This window comes from Kribbella sp. NBC_01505 (genome assembly GCF_045040285.1).
Classification (GTDB): domain Bacteria; phylum Actinomycetota; class Actinomycetes; order Propionibacteriales; family Kribbellaceae; genus Kribbella.
Genome location: NZ_CP109425.1, coordinates 946,384 through 961,239 on the forward strand (window position 1 = coordinate 946,384; position 14,856 = coordinate 961,239).

The following is a 14,856-nucleotide window of genomic DNA, read 5'->3' on the forward strand; positions in this document are numbered from 1 at the left end:
CTACTGAGCCCACGGGGGCTGGACGGTAGTGCCGTCAGCCATGGTGCCGGTGAAGCCGGCGGTGATCGCCACCTGCAGCTCGGCGGGACCCGAGCCCAGGTTGGTCAGGCTGATGGGCTCCCCCGCCGCCACGATCACCGCATCGCCGGCCTCGAGCTTGTCCCCGTCCGGTGTGACCTGGACGGTGCCGCTCAGCACCGTGAAGATCTCATCGCGGTCTAGGGTGTGCGGCGCGTCGCCACGGACGCCGGGATCGACGGTGAGCCGCCACGTGCACAGACCGGCCGAGCCCAGGCTGGGCGCCGCCAGCACGGTGAACTCGATGCCCGGCAACTGGAATCGCGGCGCCTCGGCCGCGCGAATGACTCGCATGGTGTCCCCTCCGAAATTTAGTCAAGTCAGCTTGACCAAGCTGACTTGACTATCATGAGGGATATGACGGTTCCGGGCAAGCTAGATTTCGGCGTCCTCCTACTGCTGGCCGACCAGGAGTTCGTGCGCGGCCTGCGCGCGGCGACGGCGGAGCAGGGCTTCACCGACCAAGGCAGGTCGGACGGCTTCGTCCTGCGCACACTCGGCGACGGACCGGCGACGATCAGCCGGATGGCGGAGCGGCTGGAGATCACCAAGCAGGGCGCCAGCCAGCTCGCCGACGACATGGAGCGTCGCGGGTACGTCGAACGCCGCCCCGACCCGTCCGACGCCAGAGTCCGGTTGCTGCACCTGACCGACCGCGGCCAGTCGGCCCTCAAGGCTGCCCGGAAGTACCACCAGGCCTACGAGCGCCGGCTACGCACCCGGTTCGGCGATGAGGCCCTCGACGGGTTCCGCGACGTACTGACGGCCATGGCGGGTGAGGCCGAGATCAGTACGCCGCATTTCCGCGCTCTGATGTTCTAGTTGAAGTACTGCGGGAACAGGTCGTGCGTCGGCCACGAGGTGACCCCACCGGCCGCGGTCCACATGGCTGCGTCGATGTCGCCGTACGACTTGCCGGACGGGTCGTCGCGCCGGTTGAACAGCACTGCCCAGCTCATGCCGTGGTACGTGCGGACCAGCAGGGTGGACGTGCCAGGCATGCTGCCGGTGTGCCACGTGTTGCGGCCGGTGCCACCTGTCGTGACCGGACGCACCTGCCACCCGAGGCCGTAGTACCAGCCAGTGGGATCGATGCCGGTCTCCGGCTTGGCCCAGACGCGCCCCAGCGACGTACTGTTCAGCACTGCGCCCGGTGCGTCGAACATCTTCGCCCAGCGGACCAGATCCGGCGCACTGGCGATCCAGCCGCCGTTGGCGTCCTGGATGCGCATACTGAACGACCCGTACGGCGATGCGACCGTCGCACCGGAGTTGTCGAGCACAGTCCGCCCGGTGAACTGCGATTCGTACGACGTCTCGCCAGTGTGCTTGGCAATGCTCCAGCCGAGCGCCATGCGCTTGATCTTCAACGGTGCAAGCAGCTTCTGCTGCACATAGGCCTCGTAGCTCAGCCCGGACAGCTTCTCGATCACCCGGCCGGCCAACAGGTAGCCGAAGTTCGAGTAGGCGTACTTGGTGCCCGGAGCGACGTCCAGCTTCTGCCCGGTCATGTACTTGATGACATCCGCGTGCTGCAGCTCCATCGGGACGCCGAGGGCCTGTGCGATCGCCGCGTCCTTGAAGTTCGGGTCACCGGAGACATCGCGATTCCAGCCGCCCAGATGCTGCAGCAGCCGCCACATGGTGATGTTCGACCAGCGCGGATCGACAGGTGCGGTGATGCCGAGCAGGTCGACGACCTTCGAGGACAGGGCCAGCTTGCCGTCCTGCTCGAGCTTCAGGATGGCAGCGGCTGTGAACGACTTCGACAGACTGGCGATCCGGAACAGCGACGTCGGCTGCACGTCCAGCGCACTACCGCTGTAGCCACGCGCCAGCACCAGACGGCCCTTGTACGTGACGGCCAACTGCCCACCGGTCACCCCACGAGCCTGCATGAACGTCTTCATCTGGTTGTCGAACCCGGCCAGCGCCGGTACGGCGGTCCCCGTCACCTTCCAGGTCGCAGCATCGGCCGCGGCGCCCACCGCGACCCCGATCCCGGCGGCGGCTCCGGTAGCGACGGCGAGCTTTCCCAGGTTCCGGCGGGACAGTTCCACGAACAACTCCTTCAATGGCAGGCGGATGCCATCGAACCCTATAAACCCGTCGGTCCATTAGCGTGGCAAGGGTGAAGAAGACAGCAGCCGCGGTCCTCGCCCTCGCTCTACTCACCGGCGTGCAGCCCGCCCAAGCCGGTACGCCGGACGCCGGCCTGGCCCGCGATTCGGTGCGGACCGGACTGTCCGGGGTGCCGTTCTACATGGTGATGATCGACCGGTTCGCGAACGGCGATCCGGGCAACGACCGCGGCGGCGTACCGGGTGATCGGCTCGTCAACGGCTACGACCCGACGGACAAGCAGTTCTTCCACGGCGGCGATCTGACCGGCTTGACCGGCAAGGTCGACTACTTGGCCGGGCTCGGCGTCAAGGCGGTCTGGGTGAATCCGCCGTTCCGCAACCGCTGGGTCGTCGACTTCGGCGCGGGCGGCGCCTTCGCGGCGTACCACGGGTATGCGATCACCGACTTCACCGCCTTCGATCCACACTTCGGTACGGCGGCGCAGATGCGGACGTTCGTCGGCCAGGCGCACGCGCGCGGGATCAAGGTCTTCTTCGACATCACCGCGGGGTACACCGCCGACGTGATCACGTTCGACGGTGCGCATCCGTACCAGACGCTGGCGGAGACGCCGTACCAGGACGCCGCTGGCAAACCCTTCGATATCAAGGCGGTCGCAGGCCGGCCGGACTTCCCGCAACTCTCGGCCGAAACGTCCTTCCCCTACAAGCCGATCGTGAACGACCCGACGCTGAAGAAGCCGGACTGGCTGAACGATCCGACGCTGTACCACAACCGCGGTGAGGCGGCCGTGTTCGAAGGCGAGCAGCTCGAGTACGGCGACTTCTTCGGACTGGACGACCTGATGACGGAGCACCCGCGCGTGGTCGCCGGGATGGAGCAGATCTACTCGTCCTGGATCGACACGATGAACATCGACGGGTATCGCGTCGACACCACCAAGCATGTGAACGACGAGTTCTGGCAGGCGTTCGCACCGGCGATCCAGCGGCATGCCGTTGCCAAGGGCAAGAAAGACTTCTTCGTGTTCGGTGAGGTCTACAGCGGCGACCCGCTCCTCACCTCGCACTACACGACGGATGCGAAGATGCCCGCCGTACTGGATTTCCCGTTCCAGGGTGCGGCGCGATCGTTCCTCGCCGGGAAGGGTGCGGCGGGGCTCGCCGGGGTTGCGGACGCGGATGATCTCTACACCGATGCCGACTCGAACGCGTACTCGCTGACCACGTTCGTGGGCAACCACGACATGGGCCGGCTCTCCACGATGCTGAAGCAGGATCGGCCCGGGATGACCGAGCAGGAGTGGCTCGCACGGGTGAAGCTCGGGAACGAACTGCTCTACCTGTGGCGCGGGAATCCGGTCGTGTACTACGGCGACGAGCAAGGGTTCGCCGGTGTCGCGGGCGACGCGGAGGCGCGGCAGGACATGTTCCCGTCGAAGGTGCCGGACTTCGTCAACCAGGACCAGGTCGGGACGGACCGGACCCCGGGTGACGACAACTTCGACCCGAATCACCCGCTGTACAAGCAGTTGGCGGACCTGTCGGCCTTCACCGCGAGCGACCCGGTCTGGAAACGCGGCAACCAGGTGATGCGGTTGGCCGACGGTGATGTGGTCGCCTTCAGCCGCATCGACCGCACAACAGGCCGCGAGTACGTCGTCGCCGCGAATGCATCCACAGTCGCGAAGACCGTCGACGTACCGGTGGGTGCGTCCGGACGCTACGACCGCATCCGACCACAAGGACCGGCCACCACCGCGCAAGGAACCATCCGCGTGACCGTGCCGCCGTTGAGCGCCGCCGTCTACCGCAGCAGCAAGCCGCTGCCACCCGCAGCAACCGCTCCCCGCCCAACGCTGAAACTCGGCACCCCCACCACCGACGGCCGCACCGAGCTAGTGGCCGCCGTCCCCAACCAGCCCTACGCCCAGGCCACCTTCGCAGCGCGCATAGACGGCCACTGGCAAATCCTCGGCACGGACGACGCAGCGCCGTACCGCATCTACACCAAGGCCAAGGCCACCGAGTTCCGGGTGGTGGTCAAGGATCGCCAGGGCCGGATCGGCTCGGCGACCCTCTAGGCCTCGTCCACGACCGTGGCGTAGGCGATGACGCCGCGGCGGATCTGTTCGATGACCTGGCGGGCTGTGTGGCGCAGTGCGGAGTTGTCGCCTGCTGCGTCCGCGATCTGCTCGGTGAGGTCGATCAGCTGCTTGGTCCAGCGGACGAAGTCGCCGGCCGCCAGGTCGGACTCGTAGAGGACCTCGGCCAGCGAGGCACCGGAGGACCAGCGGAAGGCCGGCCAGCAGAAACCGAGGTCCATCGAGCGCAGGAAGTCGACGCGCATGTCGCGCTCGAGGGCCGACAGCTCGCGCCAGATCTTGCCCATCTTCTCCAGGGCATCGCGTACGTCGCCGCGCGGCAACCGCGGTGAGGTCGGCTCGTCCTTCGAGCGCGACTCGTAGACGAGCGCGGCCAGCGCAGCCGCCAGCTCGGGCACCGTGAGGTCGTCGAACACGCCCTGCCGCAGGCATTCGGCCGCGACCAGGTCGAGCTCGGTGTAGATCCGCGCCAGCCGGTCGCCGGCCTCGGTGGTCTTGTCGCCCTCGAGATAGTGCAGCGCGTCCAGCACCTGGCAGACCCGGTCGAACTGGCGGGCGATCGTGTTCGTCCGCTGCTCGATCTTGCGCTGGACGTCCCGGTTCTCCCGGTCGAGCCGGAAGTACCGCTCCGCCCAGCGGGCGTGGTCCTCGCGGTCCGAGCAGCCGTGGCACGGGTGCGCGCGCAGCTCCGCCCGCATCTCCTGCAGCTCCGGGTCGTCCGCGTGGCTGATGACATCGCGGCCGCGGGTCCGCGACGGCGGGCCCTCCTCGCCGAGCATGTCCGTCCGGACCCGCAGCACCTGCGCGAGCTCGCGCCGCTGCTGGGGGTTGCGGGCGTTGAACTTCTTCGGGATCCGCAGCGTGCTGATCGCCTCGACCGGGGCCGGGAAGTCGATCATCGACAGCTTCCGCACCTGCCGGTCCAGCGTCAGCACGGTCGGCCGCGGCCCCTCGCGCTCCGAGCGCATCCCGCCGTCCAGCACCAACGCCCAGCCGGCGCTCCGGCCGGCCGGGATCCGGATCACGTCGCCCATCCGCAGCTTCTCGACCGACTCCTGCGCCTCGACCCGGCGGTCCTGCTTGCGCGCCTTCGACCCCGAGGATTCCCGGTCGCCGATCCGGCGGCGCAGCGCGGCGTACTCGAGGAAATCGCCGAGGTGGCAGTCGATCGACTCCTTGTACCCCTCGAGCGCCTCGGTGTTGCGCTGCACCTGTCGCGCGAGCCCGACCACGGCCTGGTCGGACTGGAACTGCGCGAACGACAGCTCGAGCATGTCGCGGGCCCGTGTCCGCCCGACCTGGCGGACCAGGTTGACGGCCATGTTGTACGACGGGGAGAACGACGAGCGCAGCGGATACGTCCGGGTAGAGGCCAGCCCGGCCACCGCCCGCGGGTCGAACCCGGGCTGCCAGAGCACGACCGCGTGCCCCTCGACGTCGATCCCGCGCCGCCCGGCGCGCCCGGTGAGCTGGGTGTACTCCCCCGGGGTGATGTCGACGTGCGCCTCACCGTTCCACTTGGACAACTTCTCCAGTACGACGGTGCGCGCGGGCATGTTGATGCCCAGGGCAAGCGTCTCGGTCGCGAACACGACCTTGATCAGGCCGCGCGCGAACAGCTCCTCGACGACCTCCTTGAACGCGGCCAGCATGCCCGCGTGGTGCGCCGCGATGCCGCGGCTGAGCGCCTCGGCGAAGTCGTGGTACCCCAGCACGCCGAGGTCTTCGTCCGGCAGGTCGACGGTCCGCTCGGCCAGCACCCGCTTGATCTCGTCGCGCTCCGTCGGCTTGGTCAGCCGCAGGCCGGAGCGCAGGCACTGCAGCATCGCGTCCTCGCAGCCCTTCCGCGAGAAGATGAAGAAGATCGCCGGCAGCAGCGCGCCCGCGTCCAGCTCCTCCACCACATCCGACCGGAACGGCGTGAAGTGCGACCGCGTCGGGCGTCCCTTCGGCAGGTCGCGACGGCGGCGCGGTTTGCGCGAGTCGTCGCGGAAGACCCGGTTGTCGTCGCGGGCGATCTTGACCAGCTGCGGGTTCACCATGTCGCGCAGGTCGGGGGCGGAGCTCTGCGCCGCCGCCTTGGCCGGATTCCCCGAGCGGACCGGCGGGCGACCGGCCGACGGACCGAACTGCGCCTGCGCACCGCCGCTCGCCGTCGGGGTCTCCCCGGCGAACAGGTCGTGCAGCCGCTTGCCGACCATCACGTGCTGGAACAGCGGCACCGGCCGCTTCTCCTCCAGCACGACGACCGTGTTCCCGCGGACCGTGGCCAGCCAGTCGCCGAACTCCTCGGCGTTGCTGACCGTGGCCGACAGCGACACCACTGCCACCGAATCCGGCAGGTGGATGATCACTTCCTCCCAGACCGCGCCCCGCGCCCGGTCCGCCAGGTAGTGCACCTCGTCCATCACGACATACGACAGGCCGAGCAGGGTGCGCGAGCCGGCGTACAGCATGTTTCGCAGGACCTCGGTCGTCATGACGACGATCGGGGCCTCGGAGTTGATCGAGTTGTCGCCGGTGAGCAGCCCGACCTGGTCAGCGCCGTACCGGCTGACGAGATCGGCGTACTTCTGGTTGCTCAGGGCCTTGATCGGTGTCGTGTAGAAGCACTTCTGCCCGCGCTGCAGCGCCAGGTGCACCGCGAACTCGCCGACCAGCGTCTTGCCGGAGCCGGTCGGCGCGGCCACCAGCACCTGGTGACCGTCCTCCAGCGCCGCGCAGGCGCGCAACTGGAACTCGTCCAGGGCGAAGTCGTACAGCCCGCGGAACTCCTTGACCGCAGGGTGCTCCTGGTCCGAGCGAAAGGTTGCGTACTTCTCGGACGGGGTGCTCATGATCGTCCTCGCTTCGCTGCGGGCGCCCATGAGCAAGGCTCACTCTGTTTAATTATGGCCTCGCTCCGCTCACCCATGGCTACAGACTATTCGAGCCCACCCCCAAAAACCCACGCAGTTACCCCGCCAGGCGGGCCTTCAGGAAGGCCGCGGCGTGATCCAGTGCCTCGTCGGCCTCGGGCAGCATTCCGGCGAAGTACTGGAAGACATGCGGTGCGCCGGCAACGACATCCAGGCTCACATCGACCTCTGCCGCAGCAGCCCGGGCCACGAGCCGCAGCGAATCGTCCAGCAGGATCTCGGCGCTCCCGACCTGCACCAGCAGCGGCGGCAGACCGGTCAGGTCCGCCAGCAACGGACTGGCCAGCTCGTCTCGCGGGTCCGCATCACCGAGGTACTGCGCAGCCGGCTCGGCCAGGTGCGCCCTGGTGAACAGCGGATCGTTCTCGGCATCCATGCTGGCGCCACTCAGCGTCAGGTCGGTCCACGGCGAGAACAGCACCACTCCGGCTGGCAGCTGCACCCCTGCGCGCCGAGCGGCCAGCAGAGTCGCCAGCGCGAGCCCGCCGCCAGCCGAATCCCCAGCCAGTACGACGTTCTGTCCGCTCGCCACCAGTTCCCGGTACGCCGCTAGCGCGTCATCCACTGCGGCTGGGAAGGGGTGCTCCGGTGCCAGCCGATACTCCAGCGACACCGCCGGTACGCCGACCCGCCGGGCCAGCGGTGCGGCCAGATTCGCACCGGTCCGTGCGGTCCCGACGGCATACGCGCCACCGTGCAGGTACAGAATCACGCCGTCGCCCGTAGCGCCGTCTACATCCACATCCAGGCCGGGCACTCCCGCGAGCGTGCACGGCGTGAGGGTGACGTCGTCCCCCAGCGGCAGCGCTTCGAAACGCCCGTTGAAGTCCGCCCGCAGCTCCTCTGCCGGCTGGCCGACTTTGCCCCGCTCCAGCAACCCACGGGCCATTGCCCGATCTTCACGACTCATGCGGCCATCTGACCATAGGACCCTTCAGAACGTCTCTAAGAGGGCGTCTGGGAACTCCGCGCCGTAGCGAGCATGTGCTCGGTGCGGTGGCTCGGTGCGCTGGGGCGGAGGCATCGATGTTTTTCCATCGTTGCCTTTGCACCAGTGCGGCGAGGTGCCGTGCCGAGTGCAGCGCAGTAGGTGTGGGGTTCCCAGACGCCCTCTAAGGTCCGGAAAACACAGTCGGGCCCCACCAGGTGGTGTGGGGCCCGGCCATGTTGCTGAGGGCGGTCAGCCGATGTGGTAGCTGTCGCCGTAGACCTTCCAGTCGAGCGGAGTGTTGAGGTCGAGGTTGCCGTTGCGGAGCCAGACGCGCTGCGCGGTGTCCACGCGGCTGGTGTCGCTGTGCGCCTCTTCCTGCTTCATCGCCCAGACACGGGCGTCCAGGAAGGCGTTCAGCCAGGTGGTCTCGTTGCCACCCTGAGCCGGCGGCTTGGCCTTGCCCAGCGCACGCTTGCGGATACCGCCGAAGCTGGTGCCGTCGTCGCCGTCACCGTGCATGACGATGGCGTCGTAGTAGGCGAACTGACCGAGGGCGCGGACGCCGTCGGACTTGCCGCGGGAGACGGCCGGGTTGAAGTAGACCCGGTCCCGCTCGTCGTTCTGGCACTGCTGGAAGACGGTGTCCTTGGCGGCCGTCGCCCAGTCCTTGGTGTAGTTCGGGTCGAGCCCGGAGTGCGAGTCGCTGCCGTCCACCCGGCGCAGCGCCGGCAGGTACTTGGCCAGGACGTTGCCGGACTTGCGGTTCGTGTAGAGCTCGACCAGCTCGAGCATGTCGTGCGTGCCCGAGCAGAACCCGATGATGCCCGCGGTGTAGCCGCGGCCGTCGTCGATGTCCTCGATGTACTTGTAGTAGTTCTTCCAGTTCAGCGAGGAGTTCTCCGCGCTGCAGACGATCTTCATCGCGATCTCCTTCTTCGCGGGATCGTCGAGGTTGACGGCCTGGACGGCGGCGCCGGCGTTCGGGGCGAAACGGGTGCCGAGAGCTGCGGCAGCCGGGACGGCGGCGAGGCCGAGACCGAGCAGGAGCGCACTCCTGCGGGTGGGACGGTTCTGCATGATATGTGTACCTCCGTGGGGCGTCCGAAGGACTGCAACTGATAGGAAGCTTTACTATCAGATGAACGCCACAACTGAGAACACTTCAGGAACAAATGTTTTTGGTTCAGGCTCAGAATCGTCGGGCGAGGACGGATCGTCAGGCGAAGACGGTCAGCGCGCCGGGCTCGATGCCGATGTCCAGGGGCAGCGGGCCGAGCGGCTCGCCGTCGCCGTACGCGGTGATGCCGGGTGATTCGATCCGCACCGAGCGCCCACGGAACGTGCGCACCGCCGGATGCCCGAGATGCGTACCCTTGGCGAGCTTGGGGAACATCTGCAGCAGCGTCAGCCGGGAGACCGGGTCGATGATCGTGATGTCGAGCAGCCCGTCGGCGATGTCCGCCCCGGAGCAGATCTGCAGTCCCCCGCCGTACGTCGGGCCGGTGCCGACCGCGACCAGCATCGCCGGCCCCTCGATCACCTGCTCGTCGATCGTGACGACGTACTGGAGTGGGGAGAAGGTGCGCAGCTCGGCGAGGGTGGCGACCGTGTAGCGCGCGTTGCCCTTGGGCCACGACATCGCGTTGGCACGCCGGTTCACCAGCGAGTCGAAGCCGCCGCAGACGACCGTGGTGATGAACTCACCGTGTGCCACCGCGAGATCGATCGTGCGGGTGGTGCCGGCCACGATCAGGTCGGCCGCCGCAGCCGGGTCGTTCAGCGGTACGCCGAGGCCGCGGGCGAAGTCGTTGCCGGTCCCGGCCGGGATCACGCCGAACGGCATCCCGGACCTGGCCAGCACCTGGGCACCGAGGTGGATCGTGCCGTCGCCGCCGATCAGGGTGACCGCGTCCGCACCGGATTCGATCACCTCGGCGGAGATCCGGCCGACGTCCTCGGCGCAGGTGGTCTCGTAGGTGTCGACGGTCAGCCCGGCCGACTGCAGCCGCGCCTGGACGACCGGAGCCACCCGAGCACCCAGGCCGCGTCCGCTGGTGGGGTTCACCACCAGCGCGATCTTGCGGGACATCAGGCTTCCAGCAGTTCGTCGTTCTTGCGTCGCCGCCGGCGGTCGTTCAGCCGGGCGACGATCTCGGCGCCGAAGAACAACAGGCACATCGGGATGGCGAGGAACATCAGCGAGAACGGGTCACCGGACGGGGTCGCGACCGCGCCGAAGATGAAGATCGCCAGGATGATGTACGGCCGGAACTTCGCCAGAGCGGACGCCGGGACGATGCCCAGGATGTTCAGCAGCACCACGACCAGTGGCAGCAGGAACGCGATCCCGAACACCAGCATCGTGCGCAGCACGAAGTCCAGATACTCCGGCAGGGTGATCAGGTTCTGCGCGAAGCTCGGGGTGAAGCCGATCAGGATCTCGATGCCCTTGGGCAGCGTCCAGTAGGCGACCCAGATGCCGGCCGCGAACAGCGGGGTGGCGATCGCCGCGAACAGGTACGCCCATTTCTTCTCGCTGCGGTGCAGCCCGGGCGCGATGAACGCCCACAGCTGGTACAGCCAGACCGGGCTGGACAGGATCAGGCCGAACACCAGCGAGATCTTGATCTGGAAGGTGAACGGCGAGGTCACCGAGTTGAAGGTGAGCTCGGGCCGCTTACCACCGTTGTTGCTGGCGATGAGGTCGGCGACGCCCTCGTCGAAGGGCTTCTTCAGGAACGCCAGCGCGTGGTCGTAGAAGATGTAGCCGAGGACCGACATCACCACGATCGCGAGCACCGCGATGGCGAGCCGGTTGCGCAGCTCGGTGATGTGCTCGCGCAGGGTCATCCGACCCTCTTCGTCCTTCGGGTGGCGCTCCTTCTTGTCCTTGCGCCGCCCGAACCTCACCATCGACAAGACGTACTTCTCGGGCTCAGTTGGCGGTCTGCGTCGGCGGCTGGCCGTCGCCGGGCACCTGGCCGTTGGCCTGGGTCGGCTGAGCCTGCGCCTGCGGGGCCGCCTGCTGCACGGGAGCCTGGGCCGGCGGCGTGCTCGCCTGCTCGCTCAGCTCCGCGTCCTTCTTGCGGGGGCCGACCTCTTCCTCCCAGATCTTCTTCGACTTGCCCAGCTGGCGGACCAGCGCGGGCAGCTTGGTCGATCCGAAGAGCAGGACGACGATCGCGAGGACGACCAGCCACTCTGCGCCCGAGGGCATGTTGATGAGCGGGTACATGTCGGTCTCCCTTTCACAGAACTTCTACTCGTGGCTCGCGCCGGAGATTCGAGTCGGATACTACGCCCGGACCCGGTCCTCCGACATCGCAGCGTCCAGCTTGGACTGGGCGGCGCCCAACTCTCGCAGCAGCGCCTTGGACTTGCCCCACAGCTTCTTCGCGAGCAGAGCGAGGACCAGAAGCCACACCGCCACCACCGCGAGGAAGAGCATGAGCCAGTACATACCAGGGAGCCTAGCCGGTTCCTTGTCCCCATCCACGCCCGGCGGGGCGTCCCGAGCGGCAACGGTGTCGGAACGTGATGGTAAAACCAGGTGTCCGGCGAGGCGGCGAAGGGGCGGAATGCAGCAGATCGGGGTCGAGGAGCGGCGGGCGCGGATCGGGCGCCGACACCGGCTGGCAGCGTCGAGCCAGGCGGAGGACGCGGCTGCGGCGGCAGCAGCCATGGTCGCCCTGCACGCCACGGACCCGGCCACCGTGCACCTGTCCGTGGCCGCTCGCGTACCAGGCAGTGACGTCGCCGCTACAGAGCGTGCCCTGTACGACGAGCGATCGCTGATCCGGATGCTCGGGATGCGACGCACAGTGTTCGTCGTGCCGACCGCATTCGGGCCGGTCGTCCAGGCCGCCTGCGCGGACGACATCGCGGTCAAACAGCGCAAGCTGCTGGTCAAACACCTGACCGAGGCCGGAGTGGCCGACGACGCCGAGTCGTGCGGGACGTGGTTGCAGGCGGTCGAGGAGTCCACTGCGACCGCACTGGCGCTCCGCGGCTCGGCCACCGCTCAGGAGCTGTCAGCGGATGAGCCCCGGCTGCGGACGCGGCTCAACATGGCAGAAGGCAAGGCGTATGCGGCCGCGCCGTACGTGACCAGCCGGGTGTTGTTCCAGCTGGCTGTCGAGGGCCGGATCGTCCGCGGCCGCCCGCTCGGGACCTGGCTGAGCAGTCAGCACCAGTGGTCTCCTGCAGAGGGCTGGCTGGCCGGCGGTCCGGGTGCGAAGCCGGTGGCTGAGGAGGCGCGGGTGACGCTGGCCCGAGCCTGGCTGGCGTCGTTCGGGCCAGGGACCGCTGCTGACCTGCAGTGGTGGGCCGGCTGGACAGGCGGTCAGACGAAGAAGGCACTGGCCGCGGTCGAGGCAGTGGCGGTCGATCTGGATGGTCAGGTCGGATATGTGCTGCCTGGTGACGAGGAGCCGGAGGTGCCGGTCGAGCCGTGGGTGGCCTTCCTGCCTGCGCTCGACCCGACGCCGATGGGCTGGAAGGACCGCAGCTGGTATCTAGGCGCGCACAAGGCCAAGCTCTTCGACAACACCGGCAACATCGGCCCGACGGTCTGGGCAGACGGCCGGATCATCGGTGGCTGGGGCCAGCCGGAGTCCGGTGAGGTGCGCTTCCAGCTCCTTGAGGACGTCGGTCGCGAGACTCAGACCGCGGTCGAGGCAGAGGCTGCGCGCTGGACCACTTGGCTGGCCGGTGTCCGCGTGACGCCGCGCTTCCGGGTCCCGCTGGAGCGACAGCTCAGCCAGGGCTAGAAGTCGTACGCCGACAGCGCCTCGCGGGCTGTGTCGGCGATCTGGCTGCTCAGGTCGGGCGGATCGAGCACGGTGGCCGCACCGCCGAGGCGGAGGACCAGACGCTGCAGCCAGGAGATGTCTGCGACCCGGAGCTTGACGACGAGCGAGCCCTCGGGCCCCTCCTCGACCGACTCATTCGGGTAGTACTCCGCGACCCAGCGGGCCGGGGGCGCGAGCTGGATGGTGGCCAGCAGGTCACGCTCGGACGGCTGGAACATGCCGTTCGACAGGTCGCGCGGAGTCGCGTCCGGTGGCGGCTCGCTCGGCAGATCGAGCAGCTTGACCGCAGCGATCCGATCCAGCCGGAACAGCCGGACGTCCTCGGCCAGCCGGCACCACGCCTCCAGGTAGCTGCGCCCATCGGAGACAACCAGCCGCATCGGGTCCACGTCCCGCTCAGTGGTCTCGTCCCGCGACGGTACGTCGTACGTCAGGTGCAGGCGCCGTTTGCCAGCGAGTGCTCGGTTGACCGTCTCAGCGATCTCCGGTCTGGTCGGCTCAACGTGCACATGAGCCGCAGAACCCTCGTGGGCCGCGGCAGCCTCGCCAGCTGCCTGCTCCAGCTTGGCGATCGCCCGGTCGACCGCGTCCCGGTCGTGACCGGCGGTCACCTCGCGCAGCGTCCGCAGCGCGGTCAGCAGCGCGAGCGCTTCATCAGCAGCCAGTCGCAGCGGCCGGGCCAGGTAGTCGGCGTTGTTGATGTGGATGACGCCTTCGCCCTCGGCGGACTCGATGTCGATCTCGATCAGATCGCCCATCTGAGCGCCGGGCAGACCGCAGAACCACAGCACCTTCAGGTCCGCGAGGATCTGCTTCGGCCGGACGCCGAACTCCTTCGCGACGTCGTCGACGCGGGCTCCGTCGTTCTCCCGCAGGTACGGCACCAGTGCGAGCAGCCGCTGCACCTGGTCACGCGCGTTAGACACCGGCCACCGTCCGGAGTCTCCACAGCACACCGTCCAGCACGTCACCGGGGCCTTCGACCACCGCATCCGGCCCGTACGACGCGATCTCCTCGGCCAGCACGGCAGAGTCGGCGTACGGGACGTGGAGCAGGTCCCAGCCCTCCTCGTACGGCTCGATGGCGTTGGCGCGGCGGCGCAGGCTGACGCAGGAGCCGGTGCGCGCCCGGACCTTCGCTTCCGAGGTCGGACGCGGCGGAGCCAGCTCCGAGACCAGGGAACGCAGGTCTGTGCCCTCGGGGACGGTGAATGCACCCGCCTCGCCGACTGTCTTCACATCGGCGCCGACACGGGACAGCCGGAACATGCGGGTCGCCTCGCGATCACGGTCGCGGCCAACGACGTACCAGCGGCCGTGCCAGGACACTATGCCCCACGGCTCCAGCGTCCGCGTCATGGGCTCAGTAGCGCCGCTGCGCAGGAACTGGAAGCGCACCGCGGTCCGGCTGACCACTGCCGACCAGACTGTGTCGAAGGCAGGCTCCGACGCACCGACATGCGGCTCGATAGCGCTCAGCGCGGACTGGTCGGTCTGAATGCCGGCCGCCTTCAGCTTGAGCACTGCCGACGTCGTGGCCTCGGACAGCCCGGCGTGCTGCCAGACGCGAGCGGCGACGCCCAGCACGGCGGCCTCGTCCGGCTCCAGGTGCACTTCCGGCAGCTCGAAGACGTCCCGGCGGATCCGGTAGCCGACATCATCGGAGAAGAACTTGTCGATGGTGCCCATCTCGATCGGGATGCCGAGGTCGCGCAGCTCGTCCTTGTCGCGCTCGAACATCTTCTCGAAGGCATCGTCGGTCTGGCCCGCGTACCCCTCGACGACCTCGCGGATACGCTCTTTCGTCACGTAGGTGCGCGCGACCAGGAGGCAGATGACCACGTTGAGCAGTCGCTCACTCTTCCGCGCCGACACCCGACCACCTTACGGCCTCCTCCGGCCAAAACCCTCCTCCCGCACCGAACAGGT

Annotated in this window: 14 protein-coding genes; 3 read left to right on the top strand and 11 right to left on the bottom strand. The window is 68.2% G+C overall.

Translation table 11 applies throughout. The features are described from left to right. Complete coding sequence (locus OG474_RS04160) at window positions 1–372, bottom strand: cupin domain-containing protein (protein WP_405060843.1); 372 nt, start codon at window positions 370–372, stop codon at window positions 1–3. Window positions 373–435: 63 nt separating this feature from the next. Here OG474_RS04160 and OG474_RS04165 point away from each other — a divergent pair, with 63 nt between their 5' ends. Then, entirely contained in the window at window positions 436–900 is a 465-nt protein-coding gene (locus tag OG474_RS04165) for a MarR family winged helix-turn-helix transcriptional regulator (protein WP_405060844.1), read from the top strand. Here the strand turns inward: OG474_RS04165 and OG474_RS04170 are convergent. Beyond that, complete coding sequence (locus OG474_RS04170; RefSeq protein ID WP_405060845.1) at window positions 897–2,138, bottom strand: serine hydrolase domain-containing protein; 1,242 nt, start codon at window positions 2,136–2,138, stop codon at window positions 897–899. The two genes, OG474_RS04165 and OG474_RS04170, sit on opposite strands and share 4 nt — an antisense overlap. A 71-nt stretch (window positions 2,139–2,209) precedes the next feature. Between OG474_RS04170 and OG474_RS04175 the strand changes: the two genes are divergently transcribed. Continuing rightward, window positions 2,210–4,246 (top strand): alpha-amylase family glycosyl hydrolase, encoded by a 2,037-nt coding sequence (locus OG474_RS04175; protein WP_405060846.1) that lies wholly within the window; start codon window positions 2,210–2,212, stop codon window positions 4,244–4,246. On the opposite strand, the gene OG474_RS04180 is transcribed toward OG474_RS04175, so the two are convergent. The 7 genes from OG474_RS04180 to OG474_RS04210 form a co-directional block, all read right to left on the bottom strand. Continuing rightward, entirely contained in the window at window positions 4,243–7,104 is a 2,862-nt protein-coding gene (locus OG474_RS04180) for a DEAD/DEAH box helicase (RefSeq protein ID WP_405060847.1), read from the bottom strand. The two genes, OG474_RS04175 and OG474_RS04180, sit on opposite strands and share 4 nt — an antisense overlap. A gap of 118 nt (window positions 7,105–7,222) precedes the next feature. Further along, a complete protein-coding gene (locus OG474_RS04185; protein ID WP_405060848.1) occupies window positions 7,223–8,095 on the bottom strand; it encodes an alpha/beta hydrolase in 873 nt (290 codons plus the stop codon). A 270-nt stretch (window positions 8,096–8,365) separates the two neighbouring features. Then, window positions 8,366–9,193 (bottom strand): chitosanase, encoded by an 828-nt coding sequence (locus OG474_RS04190; RefSeq protein ID WP_405060849.1) that lies wholly within the window; start codon window positions 9,191–9,193, stop codon window positions 8,366–8,368. Between the two features lie 139 nt (window positions 9,194–9,332). Then, window positions 9,333–10,205: a diacylglycerol/lipid kinase family protein gene (locus tag OG474_RS04195; RefSeq protein ID WP_405060850.1), complete on the bottom strand. Its 873-nt coding sequence runs from the start codon at window positions 10,203–10,205 to the stop codon at window positions 9,333–9,335. Beyond that, a complete protein-coding gene (gene tatC, locus OG474_RS04200; RefSeq protein WP_405060851.1) occupies window positions 10,205–11,029 on the bottom strand; it encodes a twin-arginine translocase subunit TatC in 825 nt (274 codons plus the stop codon). The genes OG474_RS04195 and tatC overlap by 1 nt, the downstream gene beginning before the upstream one ends. Before the next feature lie 22 nt (window positions 11,030–11,051). Then, complete coding sequence (locus tag OG474_RS04205; RefSeq protein ID WP_405060852.1) at window positions 11,052–11,351, bottom strand: twin-arginine translocase TatA/TatE family subunit; 300 nt, start codon at window positions 11,349–11,351, stop codon at window positions 11,052–11,054. A gap of 60 nt (window positions 11,352–11,411) precedes the next feature. Next, the gene (locus OG474_RS04210) at window positions 11,412–11,576 is read right to left on the bottom strand and encodes a hypothetical protein (protein WP_405060853.1); all 165 of its coding nucleotides are present in this window, start codon (window positions 11,574–11,576) and stop codon (window positions 11,412–11,414) included. A gap of 118 nt (window positions 11,577–11,694) precedes the next feature. Between OG474_RS04210 and OG474_RS04215 the strand changes: the two genes are divergently transcribed. After that, window positions 11,695–12,885 (top strand): winged helix DNA-binding domain-containing protein, encoded by a 1,191-nt coding sequence (locus OG474_RS04215; RefSeq protein WP_405060854.1) that lies wholly within the window; start codon window positions 11,695–11,697, stop codon window positions 12,883–12,885. Here the strand turns inward: OG474_RS04215 and OG474_RS04220 are convergent. Beyond that, a complete protein-coding gene (locus OG474_RS04220; protein ID WP_405060855.1) occupies window positions 12,882–13,853 on the bottom strand; it encodes a helix-turn-helix transcriptional regulator in 972 nt (323 codons plus the stop codon). The two genes, OG474_RS04215 and OG474_RS04220, sit on opposite strands and share 4 nt — an antisense overlap. After that, complete coding sequence (locus OG474_RS04225; protein WP_405060856.1) at window positions 13,846–14,802, bottom strand: helix-turn-helix transcriptional regulator; 957 nt, start codon at window positions 14,800–14,802, stop codon at window positions 13,846–13,848. The genes OG474_RS04220 and OG474_RS04225 overlap by 8 nt, the downstream gene beginning before the upstream one ends. Window positions 14,803–14,856 lie beyond the last annotated feature (54 nt).

Coding starts and splice junctions, on each gene's coding strand:
- OG474_RS04190 (WP_405060849.1), bottom strand. CDS start 9,193: ATGCAGAACCGTCCCACCCGCAGGAGTGCGCTCCTGCTCGGTCTCGGC.
- tatC (WP_405060851.1), bottom strand. CDS start 11,029: ATGGTGAGGTTCGGGCGGCGCAAGGACAAGAAGGAGCGCCACCCGAAG.
- OG474_RS04180 (WP_405060847.1), bottom strand. CDS start 7,104: ATGAGCACCCCGTCCGAGAAGTACGCAACCTTTCGCTCGGACCAGGAG.
- OG474_RS04215 (WP_405060854.1), top strand. CDS start 11,695: ATGCAGCAGATCGGGGTCGAGGAGCGGCGGGCGCGGATCGGGCGCCGA.
- OG474_RS04185 (WP_405060848.1), bottom strand. CDS start 8,095: ATGAGTCGTGAAGATCGGGCAATGGCCCGTGGGTTGCTGGAGCGGGGC.
- OG474_RS04160 (WP_405060843.1), bottom strand. CDS start 372: ATGCGAGTCATTCGCGCGGCCGAGGCGCCGCGATTCCAGTTGCCGGGC.
- OG474_RS04210 (WP_405060853.1), bottom strand. CDS start 11,576: ATGTACTGGCTCATGCTCTTCCTCGCGGTGGTGGCGGTGTGGCTTCTG.
- OG474_RS04205 (WP_405060852.1), bottom strand. CDS start 11,351: ATGTACCCGCTCATCAACATGCCCTCGGGCGCAGAGTGGCTGGTCGTC.
- OG474_RS04165 (WP_405060844.1), top strand. CDS start 436: ATGACGGTTCCGGGCAAGCTAGATTTCGGCGTCCTCCTACTGCTGGCC.
- OG474_RS04195 (WP_405060850.1), bottom strand. CDS start 10,205: ATGTCCCGCAAGATCGCGCTGGTGGTGAACCCCACCAGCGGACGCGGC.